The following is a 10,598-nucleotide window of genomic DNA, read 5'->3' as shown; positions in this document are numbered from 1 at the left end:
GATTCAGGCCGTCTTCCTTCACGCGGAAGATGCCCCTGCCGCCCATGCCATCCAGCGGTTTGAGGATGATGTCCTTGTGCTCGGCATGAAAGCGCTTGATGTCGGCCGCACTTCGCGTGACCAGCGTCGGGCCGCTGAATTGCGCAAACTCGAGGATGGCAAGCTTTTCAGGATGGTCGCGCAAGGCGGCAGGCTTGTTGAAGACCCTGGCGCCTTCGCGCTCGGCCTGCTCCAGCAGGTGCGTGCTGTAAAAGTATTCGCTGTCAAAAGGCGGGTCCTTGCGCATGACCGCCGCATCAAAACCCGCAATGGCTTCGCGGCCGTCGGGCCGGGCGGCATCGGCCGTGAACCACACATCTGCGTCGCCTGTCAGCGTGATGTGGCGCACCTGGGCTGTGACTTTCGCACCGGTCTCCCAGCTCATGTCGGCCGGCTCACAAGCGCTGACGCGGTGCCCGCGCCGCTGCGCCTCCCGCATCATGGCAAAGGTGGTGTCCTTGTAAATCTTGAATGACTCGAGCGGATCGGCAACAAAAAGAAGATTCATGGTGTGGAACGTGTCCCAGGGTTTGGCGCCGCCCCGGAGCGGGCTTCCCGGCGCTGTTGGCCGTATTGTTGTACAAAGAGCGCAATCGCGCCCGCGACGACACCCCAAAAGGCCGAGCCCACACCGGCTATTACGACGCCCGACAAGGTGACGAGAAAAGTGATAAGCGCCGCTTACCGGTGCGATTCCTCCTTCACCGCCGCGGCCAGGCCGTTGCCGATGGTACCCAGCAGCGCCAGCCCGGCAATGGCCACGACCAGCTCTTTTGGGAAAGCTGTCAGCAGGCCGGTGATCGCTGCGCCGAATATGCCGATCACGATGTAGATCGCGCCGCAGCATACGGTCGCGGTGTACCGCCTGGCGGGGTCCTCATGCGCTTCCCGGCCCATGCAGATGGCCGCCGTGATGGCGCTCAGGTTGAGGGCAAACGCGCCAAAAGGCGCCAGCACCAGCGTGGTCAGGCCGCTCAGCGTGATGATTTTTGACACCGGAATGCCGCCGTCCGGACTGTCCGGCCCATAACCGGCGGCGTGGATGGCTGCCACGCCCGGCAGATTCTGCGAAGCCATGGTCACCACAAACAGCGGAATGGCCAGGCTGACAATGGCGGCCAGTGTGAACTTCGGCATCACGAACACCGGCATCGCCAACGAAAAAGCGACCCCAGACCACGCCAGTTGCCCGCGCGCAGCGACAAACACAATGGCTCCGACCAGCGTCAGCACTACCGCATAGCGCGGCATCAACCGCTTGCCCAATAAGTAGATCGCCAGCATCAGCAGCACCAAAGGCAAAGCCGTTTGAGCTGCCGCAAAGGCCTGGATGCCGAAGCGCGCAAGCACACCCGCCAGCAACGCGGAGGCGATGGCCACAGGAATGCGGTTCATGACTTTTTCAAACCAGCCGGTGATGCCGAACAAGGTGATGAGCGCCGCGCTGACCATAAATGCCGCAACCGCCTCTCCCATCGAGAAACCGCCAGCCAGCCCTGCAGTAGCCAGCACGGCGGCACCCGGTGTGGACCAGGCCACCATCACCGGCTTTTTCAACCACAACGACGGCACAAGAGAGCACAAACCCATGCCGATGCCGAGCGCCCACATCCACGAGGCAATCTCGGCAGGCGTGGCGTTGAAGGCAAGGGCTGCCTGAAAGACGATGGCAACCGAGCTGGTGAAGCCGACCAGGACTGCGACGAAGCCCGCGGTGAAGGCGGCGAGGTTGAGGTCTTTGAAAAATTGCATGGGGGGATTCTGGCAGGGTTGGCACGCAGGGCATGAGGTCGCAAGAGGAAGAGCTGCCTTCCAGATGGATTCCACCCGATTGCTATGAATTCAATAGCGACTAGCGCCCAGCCCAATTGCCCTGCGGCCAAAGTTCCTGCAAACCCGACAGCTTGCGCATTTGCCGGTCATGCCACCGGCCCAGCAGCGTGATCGCCACCGCAGCTCCGATCAAGGCCATGAACATGTCCGACTGCGTGTCCCAGGGATCCCCCTGGGTTCCCAGAAATTCATCCGCGCCCTGACCCAGCGCCAAGGCGGCCCACCACTCCACCAGTTCATACACCGCGCTGATGGCCATGGCCACGCACACTGACAGAAACCCTGCCATGCGGCGGCTGCCCAGGTAGCCGCGCTGCAGCAATACCTCGCGTGCCACCATCGCAGGCACCAGCCCCTGCATGAAGTGGCCGATCTTGTCGTAAGGGTTGCGGCCCAGGTGAAACAAGTCCTGCAGCCAGAAACCCGGCGGCACCCTGGCATAGGTGTAGGCGCCACCCATGATCAGCACCAGCATGTGCAGCGCAATCAGCACGTACAGCAAGGTCGTCAGCGGGTAGCGCCGGCCCGTGGCCAGCAGTACCGGTGCGGCGATGACGGCGGGCGCCACCTCGAGCATCCAGGTGCCCCGGTCATACGGCGCCATCCCCGACCACACCAGCGCGGCCAGTACCAGCAGGCCGAGAGCGATCAGCAACGGCCTGCGGTCAGTCATGCGTCGCCATACACAGGCTCGCAGCGCACATCGGTTTTCACCGAGTTCGCGATGAAGCAGGCGTCGTGGGCCTCGTGGTGCAGCTTGTCGATCTCGGCGCGTGTCGGCATGCGTTCACCGGCAAACGCCACGTCAGGCCGCAAGGTGACGGTGGTCATGGCGACTTTTCCTTCCGCGTTCTTTTCCATCACACCACTGGCCGCATCAAAGTAGCGTGTCACGGAAAACTTGCGTTTGGCCGCGATCGACAAAAACCACAGCATGTGGCAGCTCGACAGCGAGGCGACGAATGCCTCTTCCGGGTCCATGGCTGACGCGTCCGACATCGGCAGGGGCACTACATGCGGTGAAGAAGAGCCCGGCACTTCGAGGCCTCCGTCGAAGCGGATCAGGTGCCTGCGGCTGTAGCGGTTTCCCGGGAAATCGCCGCCATTGATTTCCCACAAAACCTCTGCCGTGTAAGTCGACATGGCCGCCCCTTGAAGTCAGCGAAAGAAGTTGTGCAGCGCGGTGGCCGTCGCCACGGGCTGTTCCTCGGGGATGAAATGGCCCGCCGCCATGGCATGGCCCGAGACCTCGCCGCTGCATTGCGCCTCCCACAGCGCCAGCGGATCGAACATCCGGTGCACCACACCGCGTTCGCCCCACAGGAGCAGCAAATCGCAGACCACCTTCAGGTGCTGCGCGCGGCTTTCGCGGTCGTGGTCCAGGTCAATCCCGGCGCTTGCCCGGTAGTCTTCGCAGGCCGCATGCAGCGCTTCGGCGTTGCAAAAGCAGCGTTCATATTCGGCCAGGGCCTGAGGTTCGATGTAATTGAGCCCCGCGCTGCCCCAGCCGCCTAGCTTGGCGTGCAGGTAGGCTTTGGCGGTTTCGGGATGGTTGGCGCCCATCATGATTTCGGGCAGCGGCGCCGGCTGCAACATATGGAACCAGTGGTAGTAGGCACGCGCAAACGCCATGTAGGGCTCCGTCATGCTGCGGCCTTCATACATGTCCAGTGTGGGGGCGATGTCGATGATGCAGAGTTTTTGCACGCGTGCCGCATAGTCCAGCGCCAGCCGGTGCGCCACACGCCCGCCGCGGTCGTGGCCGCTGAGGTAAAAGCGGTCCACACCCAGGGCATCCATCACCCCGACCATGTCGTGCGCCATGTTGCGTTTGCTGTAGTTGCTGTGGTCGGGCAGGCCTGCGGTTTTGGAAGAGTCTCCGTAACCCCGCAAATCGGGCATGACCAGGAAGTAGTGTTTTGCCAGGCGTTGCGCCACGCGGTGCCACATCACATGCGACTGCGGGAAACCATGCAGCAGCAACAGGGCCGGGCGCAGCGGATCGCCCGGCACGACCCGGGAAAACCGCGCGTTGATGGACGCGCCGTTGACCTCAAAGCTGCGTGATTCAAAACCGTCAAACCAGGACATGAAAACTCCCGTTTGGATCAACTCTTGCGTTGGGCCAAGTATTTTTGCAGATTTGCTGCCGCCTGCGCGCGCACCTTGTTGCGCAGGAAGGGCGTCCAGCCCAGCAGCAGGCCGGGCGCGCCCAGCGCCTGCCGCGACCAGGTCCAGAAATCAAAGTGATCACGGTGCCGCGTGATCAGGCCCTGTTCATTGAATTCAAACGCACCGTCAATGCTGTTGTGCACCATGCGCCCGGTGGCGCTGAAGCGGTAGTAGGCATCCCAGTGCGACTTTCCCGTGCTCGCGCCGGCTTCCAGCCCGCTGTAGGTGAGCTTCCATACATCCATGCCCTTGGCTTTTGTGGCGTCGCACAGCATGTGCCACATGCCGGTGACCTCGCGGTGCCCCCGCAGCGAAAACGCCGCGTCGTCGAAAGCGGCGTCCGGGGCGTAGCAGGTCGCCATGGTGTCGGAATCCAGCCGTGTAAAAGCGCTGTAAAACTTCTCGAGGGTGGCCTGGTTGGGGTGCATGGTGTCTCCTGGGTGGTTGTTTTCGGGTGGCCTCGTGGCTTCGCGACTCTATAGCGCTTCGGTTTGTGCCGGCGTCGCTCACGCGTCAGCCGGCTTCGCGCAGCAATTGCAGCAGCCGCTGCAGCGCATGCTGCACCGTGGCGCTGCGCACCGCGGCCCGGTCGCCGTCAAAGCGCCGGACTTCAGACACCAGCCGGCCGGGAAGCGCAAAACCAAACCATACCGTACCGACGGGTTTGGCGGCACTGCCGCCCGTCGGGCCGGCCACCCCGGTGACCGCCACCGACACCTGTGCACGGGAGTGGCCCAGGGCGCCGGAAGCCATCGCACGGGCCACTTCCTCGCTGACAGCGCCGTGCACGGCAATCAGCGCAGCGTCGACACCCAGCAGTTCGTTTTTCGCTTCGTTGGAATAGGTGACAAAGCCGCGCTCGAACCAGGCGCTGGAGCCCGCCAGGTCGGTGCACGCCGCCGAGATCATGCCGCCGGTGCAGCTTTCGGCCGTGGCGAGCATCCAGCCCTTTTTGAGCAATAAATCGACCACCAAGGCAATAGAGACGGGCGCAAGCAGCTCCTCTTTTGATAGCAATGTGCTGCTCACCAGAATCTCCAGAAGGCGATCACCAGCAGGGCGCAGAACGCCGCCACGAAGTCGTCAAACAAAATCCCGAAGCCGCCGCGCCAGCTAAAGCCCTTGAAAGCCTGATCAGCCCATGCCACCGGGCCGGGCTTCACGGCGTCAAAAAAGCGAAACAGCAAAAACGCGGCGAGCTGCGCTTCGAAGCCCGCCGGCATGACCAGCCACAACACCAGCCAGAAGGCCACCACTTCGTCCCAGACGATGTTGCCGGGGTCGAGCACGTTCATGGCCTTCGCGGTGACGGTGCAGGCCCACCAGCCAATCAGGGTAGAGGCGGCAATCAGCCAGCCCATGTCGGCCGGCGACAGCCACTGCTGCAGCACCAGAAAAGCCAGCCAGGCCCAGAGTGTGCCGGCCGTGCCGGGCGCCACCGGGCTCAGGCCCGAGCCGAAACCGAGGGCGATGAAATGCGCAGGATGCGACAGCAGGAACCGGACATTGGGCCGGAACCGCGCCGGGCTGGGGGCTTCTGGTGGGGGGGTGAATTCGGATGTCATGGTCATGAGGCTGGGGCCGCGCTGGTTTTTTCCAGCCACTCGGCCCAATGGTCGATACAGGCCTTGATTTTGGGCAGGCGGTGGCGGTTGGTGAGCGTAACGGCGTAAATCGGGCTGGGTTGTTCGTCGACAAAGTCCGCAAGCACCGGAACGAGCAAGCCTTGGCGCGCCAGCGGTTCGGCGACCAGCGTGGCGCAACGTGAAATACCCAGGCCCTGCAGCGTGAGCGTGGCGGTCATGCCGGTATTGTCGGAGCGCCAGGATGCCTTGGGCACGATCACGCTGGGTTTCCCGTCAATCACGAAAGGCCAGTGGTTGAGCATGGGCACGCCGCTGTTGGTGATCAGCCGGTGGTTATGCAGTTCGTCGGGGTGCCGGGGTGTTCCGTAAGCCTGAAGGTAGCCCGGCGCAGCATACAGCCGCCGCCCCAGCGCACCGATTTGCCGGGCAACGACCGTGTCGGTCACCGGTGTGCCGGTGCGAATCGCGATGTCGATGCCGTCCCGCGCCATGTCCACCAGCCGGTCTTCCACCTGGAGGTCCACGCACAGCTGCGGATGGCGCCGGTGCAGGCTGTCAAAACTGGGCGCCAGCAGGTACTGGGCGACCACCGTGCTGGCCGCCACACGCACCCAGCCGGTGGCTTGCCGCGACTGGCTGGCAAATTCGCCTTCCAGCTCGTCGAGCGTTCCCACGATGCGGCGGCAGTACTGCAGAAAGGTTTCGCCCTCGGCGGTGGGCGCCAAACCGTGCGTGGAGCGATGGATCAGGCGCGTACCGCAGGCTTTTTCGATGCGGCTCAGGCTGCGCGAAACCTGGCTGACCGGTACGTCGCGTTCGCGGGCAACGGCCGAGAGGGTGCCCAGCTCGGCCACGCGGGCAAAGAGGAGCATGTCGTCGAAGCCAAGGTTGCGCATGGGTCAATGGTAACCAGTACAGGGCCTGCGGGCGGCTTTGCAGCCAGCGCAAGACCCATTTGCGGACCATGCCGTTTCCGGCGGGCCGTGCTTTTCCTACAGTGCTTTCACCCCCCGCAAACCCCGGGGACAGAAAAGGAAAACATCATGAGCCGCACCCTTTCGCTTGACGAGCACAACCGCCTGATCGATCTGGCCGGGCAGCGTGCGAGGCAACTACGCCGCGAGGCCGTGGAGAATTTCGGCAACGGGGCCGCGCCGGCCGCCCTGCGGGCAGCAACCCGGTTTGTACAGAGTCTGGCGCGCCACGCCCGGCTGCGCAAACAGACGGGGACCTGAACCACGCCGGTGCCGGCGCACAAACGCGCTGTCTTTCCTTGTCTATTTCCCGACAAAGTGATCAAACGAGGAGAAGTGCTGCGAAACAGCTTTTCCTTGTGCATCAATCAGTCGAAGGCCTGGCTGGGAGTCGATTTTCCCGATGCGGGTGACGGGCGTTGCGGCAAGCCGTGAAGCTGCCCGTACGGCCTCACGCGCGGAGGGCGGCGCGGTGAAGGCGAGCTCATAATCATCCCCGCCTGCCAGTACGCATTCCAGCTGCTTTTCATGGGGAATTGTGCCTTCGGCCCAATCAGGACAAGCGCGGACAGCTATCAAATTGATAGTAAGCGAGGTGTCGATGGTAGCGCCGGCGCCGGATGCCTTGAGGATGTGTTGCAAGTCACCCAGCAGGCCGTCGCTCACGTCGATGGCTCCAGAGGCAACATCCCGCAGGGCCAGGCCGAGGGCGACGCGCGGCGTGGGTTGTTCGAGCCGCTGGCGGGTCTGTGCAAGGACGCCTGGAGGCAGGGCCAGGGCGCCGCGCAGCGCCTCCAGGGCAAGCCGGGCGTCACCCAGCGTGCCGCTGACATAGATGTCGTCGCCGGGCTTTGCGCCGGAGCGCAGCAATGCCTGGCTCTTGCCGCCGACCACAGGCACTTCGCCGAACACCGTGATGCAGATGTTGAGCGGCCCCTGGGTGGTGTCGCCGCCCACCAGTTCGCAGCCGTGCGCATCGGCCAGCGACAGCAGGCCTTGCGAAAACGCGGCCAGCCAGGCGTCGTCGATAAGGGGCAAGGCCAGGGCCAGTGTGAATGCCAGGGGCTGGGCGCCGCAGGCGGCGAGGTCGCTGAGGTTGACGGCCAGCGCCTTGTGGCCCAAGGTAAAAGGATCTACATCTGCAAAGAAATGCCGGCCCTCGACCAGCATGTCGCTGGAGATGGCCAGTTGTGTGCCGGGCGCGGGCTGCAGCAATGCACAGTCGTCACCGACACCCAGGACGGCCCGGCCGGCGGGACGCGTGAAATAGCGTGCGATCAGGTCAAATTCACCCATATGCCGAGCATACAAGGGTATCCGGCAAAGCCGGATCAGGGATGTTGTTGGTGCGTGACGCCACCGCGGAAACGGTCGGCCGCCTGGCGTATGACTTCGGCCAGCAGGTGTTCCTCGCCCTGCTTTTCGCGCAGCCAGCGGGCGTCATTGTCGGCACGCTCCACGCTGTTGCGCAGCAGGTGCAGCGACGCACCGGCACCCATGCCGGTGGCATGGCGTTCAATCTGTGCCATGGTCAGCAGGATGTGCTCGCGCAGCGGCATGTGCCCGCCCGTGGCCGGGTCGACATAGACTGCGTCCAGCCCGAAGCGGCAGGCCTGGAAGCGGTTGTAGGTGTAGACCAGGTAGTCGTCCTCGACCGGCATGAAGGGCTGTTCGTGCATGAACCAGGAGGCCAGTGACTGCACAAAGCCGGCCAGCGCGGTGGCACGCTCCACGGTCATCGGGGTGTCGAACACGCGGATCTCGATGGTGCCGAACTCCGGCTTGGGCCGGATGTCCCAGTAAAAGTCCTTCATGCTCTTGACCACGCCGGTGCGCGTCATCTTGTCGAAGTACACGGTGAAGTCGTCCCACGTCAGGGCAAACGGTGCACGGCCCGATAGCGGGAAGGCAAACACGGAGTTGAGGCGCGCCGAATCAAACGCTGTGTCTTGCCCCTGCACGTAAGGCGAAGATGCCGACAGGGCAATGAAGTGCGGGATATAGCGCGACATGCGGTGCAGCGTCAGCAGGGCACTGTCGGCGTCGGGGCAGCCCACGTGCACGTGCTGGCCGAAGATCGTGAACTGCTTGGAAAGGTAGCCGTACAGCTCCGACAGTTCGCGAAAGCGCGGTTTGTCGTAAATGCGGCGCTCGTGCCATTGCTGAAACGGATGCGTGCCGCCGCCCACCACCGCAATGTTGAGCTTGTCGGCGCTCTTGACGAGCGCGTCGCGAATCTGCGAAAGCTGGCCCAGCACCTCCGAGGCGTTATGGCACACGCCGGTCGAGATCTCGATCATGCTGGACGTCATCTCCGGCACCACGGCGCCGGGTAGCGGAATTTTGGCCATCAGGCGCAGCATGTCTTCGGCATACGGCGCGAGGTCATAGTCGTGGGTATTGACGAGCTGCAGTTCAAGCTCGACACCCAGCGAGAGGGCTGCGGACTTCTGGAAAGGTTCAAGACTCATGARCAGGTCCTGTTGAAGGGCTGCGTGTGAGCGGCGCCCAGGGTTTGGAGCTTTCGCCCGAGCGGTAGATGGCCACGGTGGCGAGCACGGCACCCAGCACTTCCATCAGCAAGATTGCAGGCAGGGCCACGCTGGCAATCTGACGCCCCGTGGCGCCCGAGGCCGCCGCAAACTGTGAAACCAGCAGCAGCGCCACCGATGACATCGGCGACATCGCGCAGCCGACCCAGAGGGCCTGCTTCCAGCTGGCGCCGCTGCCCACGTTACCGATGGCGACACCGGCAATCTTGGCAACCATGCGGGCCACGACCATGCCGATGACGAGCCCGGCAACAGGCCCGCTCCAGTCTGCTTGCGCGGCGACCACGGAGACCAGCACAAACATCAACATGGTCAGCATCGACGAGGCAGTGCCCATCTGCCGCGGCCATGACCAGGGGCGCGGGTTCAGTTGCTTGAGCAGCATGCCGCCCAGCAGGGCCGCCAGCGGCGCCGAGCCGCCGAAGTGGGCTGCAAGCGCCGCGCCTGTGGCGATCAGTGCCAGCAGCAGGATGGCGGTGTTCTCGCTGGTGGGGCTCATCACCCGCAAGGCGATGCGCAATGTGAGGGCGAGCACAGCGCCGACCACGACGGACAGGCCCAGCACCACCAGCACTGCGTAGAGCGGGCTTGACAGCGCGGCTTCGCCCCGCGGCATCAGGCCGGCGCGGGCGCTGCACAGCGTGAGGGCATACAGGGTGCCCAGCGTTGACAGCACCAGGGCGCGTTCCGTCACCGGTCCGGCGGCACCTGTGTCGATCGCCACACGCGAGAGAACGGCCGGTGATGCGGCCATGGCCAGCAGCGCGAGCGACTCCGCAACGATCTCGCGCACGCCCAGCTTGCTCAGGGCCCAGTGGACAAAAACATAGGTGAGGGCAGATTCAGCCAGGCTTTGCACCAGCACCATGGGGTTGTGGCGAAACCAGCGCAGCGGAATGCGCCCGCCCGCTTCAAACAGCACCACGGCAACGCCCAGCTCCAGCAGGAAAAGCCCGGTGCCCTGCAATGGCCACACGGCGCCGGTAAAACCGGCCAGTCCGGCCAGCCCGCCGACGAGTGAATAGCCGATGACCTTGGGCAGGCCTGTGTAGCGGTTGGCGAGGTGGCCGGCAGCAGCCGCTACCGCCAGCAGAATGGACCATTGCACGGTCGGCAAACCTGCCGACGGCTTGATCCACTCAGCCCATATGGCCAGAATTTCGTTCATACGGGGTTGTCTCCACTGTCGTCAGGACTTCTTCTACAAGCATGCCCTGTGTCTGCGGCATGTTGCGCGTTGAGTGGCCAGCCTTGGCGGCATGAAGCCCGGTGGTGTTCCTGAAAAGAAACGTTGCATTAATTTACAGGCGCCTCGCGGCGGGACCTGTAGGACAAGACCTGAACATGAAGCACACCCCTATCGGGCTCACTGCGTGTAGCCCTTTTCCCCTTGCAGGGGACGGCGCCTGCGGCCCGGCAAAGCCGGTTCCGCGGCCCCTGCT

At 63.9% G+C, this 10,598-nt stretch carries 12 protein-coding genes and 1 pseudogene; 1 reads left to right on the top strand and 12 read right to left on the bottom strand.

Annotated features, from left to right (window positions below):
* From AC1D1X_RS07420 to AC1D1X_RS07380, 9 genes and pseudogenes are all read right to left on the bottom strand, one after another.
* Positions 1 to 547 (bottom strand): ATP-grasp domain-containing protein (locus AC1D1X_RS07420; protein ID WP_477698064.1); only part of this gene is annotated, 547 nt, incomplete at its 3' end.
* Positions 544 to 1,791 (bottom strand): annotated as a pseudogene (locus tag AC1D1X_RS07415) (benzoate/H(+) symporter BenE family transporter). The pseudogene AC1D1X_RS07415 and the gene AC1D1X_RS07420, both read right to left, overlap by 4 nt.
* A gap of 100 nt (positions 1,792 to 1,891) precedes the next feature.
* Entirely contained in the window at positions 1,892 to 2,545 is a 654-nt protein-coding gene (locus tag AC1D1X_RS07410) for a DUF2238 domain-containing protein (RefSeq protein ID WP_477670707.1), read from the bottom strand.
* Positions 2,542 to 3,015, bottom strand: a complete 474-nt coding sequence (locus AC1D1X_RS07405) for an OsmC family protein (protein WP_477670708.1) — start codon at positions 3,013 to 3,015, stop codon at positions 2,542 to 2,544. The genes AC1D1X_RS07410 and AC1D1X_RS07405 overlap by 4 nt, the downstream gene beginning before the upstream one ends.
* A gap of 15 nt (positions 3,016 to 3,030) precedes the next feature.
* The gene (locus AC1D1X_RS07400; RefSeq protein WP_477670709.1) at positions 3,031 to 3,963 is read right to left on the bottom strand and encodes an alpha/beta fold hydrolase; all 933 of its coding nucleotides are present in this window, start codon (positions 3,961 to 3,963) and stop codon (positions 3,031 to 3,033) included.
* 17 nt (positions 3,964 to 3,980) lie between these two features.
* Complete coding sequence (locus AC1D1X_RS07395) at positions 3,981 to 4,472, bottom strand: nuclear transport factor 2 family protein (RefSeq protein ID WP_477670710.1); 492 nt, start codon at positions 4,470 to 4,472, stop codon at positions 3,981 to 3,983.
* A gap of 85 nt (positions 4,473 to 4,557) precedes the next feature.
* Positions 4,558 to 5,073 carry a CinA family protein gene (locus AC1D1X_RS07390; protein WP_477670711.1) on the bottom strand — a complete coding sequence of 172 codons (516 nt, stop codon included), beginning with the start codon at positions 5,071 to 5,073 and terminating at the stop codon, positions 4,558 to 4,560.
* Positions 5,070 to 5,609 (bottom strand): phosphatidylglycerophosphatase A family protein, encoded by a 540-nt coding sequence (locus AC1D1X_RS07385; protein ID WP_477670712.1) that lies wholly within the window; start codon positions 5,607 to 5,609, stop codon positions 5,070 to 5,072. Before AC1D1X_RS07385 ends, AC1D1X_RS07390 begins: the two co-directional genes overlap by 4 nt.
* 2 nt (positions 5,610 to 5,611) lie before the next feature.
* Positions 5,612 to 6,526 carry a LysR family transcriptional regulator gene (locus tag AC1D1X_RS07380; protein ID WP_477670713.1) on the bottom strand — a complete coding sequence of 305 codons (915 nt, stop codon included), beginning with the start codon at positions 6,524 to 6,526 and terminating at the stop codon, positions 5,612 to 5,614.
* A gap of 147 nt (positions 6,527 to 6,673) precedes the next feature.
* Between AC1D1X_RS07380 and AC1D1X_RS07375 the strand changes: the two genes are divergently transcribed.
* Positions 6,674 to 6,865: a hypothetical protein gene (locus tag AC1D1X_RS07375; protein WP_477670714.1), complete on the top strand. Its 192-nt coding sequence runs from the start codon at positions 6,674 to 6,676 to the stop codon at positions 6,863 to 6,865.
* 42 nt (positions 6,866 to 6,907) lie between these two features.
* On the opposite strand, the gene thiL is transcribed toward AC1D1X_RS07375, so the two are convergent.
* The 3 genes from thiL to AC1D1X_RS07360 are packed head-to-tail and all read right to left on the bottom strand — an operon-like array spanning position 6,908 to position 10,324.
* Positions 6,908 to 7,900 carry a thiamine-phosphate kinase gene (thiL, locus tag AC1D1X_RS07370; RefSeq protein WP_477670715.1) on the bottom strand — a complete coding sequence of 331 codons (993 nt, stop codon included), beginning with the start codon at positions 7,898 to 7,900 and terminating at the stop codon, positions 6,908 to 6,910.
* Positions 7,901 to 7,935: 35 nt separating this feature from the next.
* Entirely contained in the window at positions 7,936 to 9,075 is a 1,140-nt protein-coding gene (locus tag AC1D1X_RS07365) for a YbdK family carboxylate-amine ligase (protein WP_477670716.1), read from the bottom strand.
* Entirely contained in the window at positions 9,065 to 10,324 is a 1,260-nt protein-coding gene (locus AC1D1X_RS07360) for a cation:proton antiporter (protein WP_477698063.1), read from the bottom strand. Before AC1D1X_RS07360 ends, AC1D1X_RS07365 begins: the two co-directional genes overlap by 11 nt.
* Positions 10,325 to 10,598 lie beyond the last annotated feature (274 nt).

This window comes from Polaromonas sp. P1_G4, from assembly GCF_056405475.1.
The sequence above is the reverse complement of the archived record's forward strand: the minus strand, read 5'-3'. Positions and strand labels throughout refer to the sequence as shown.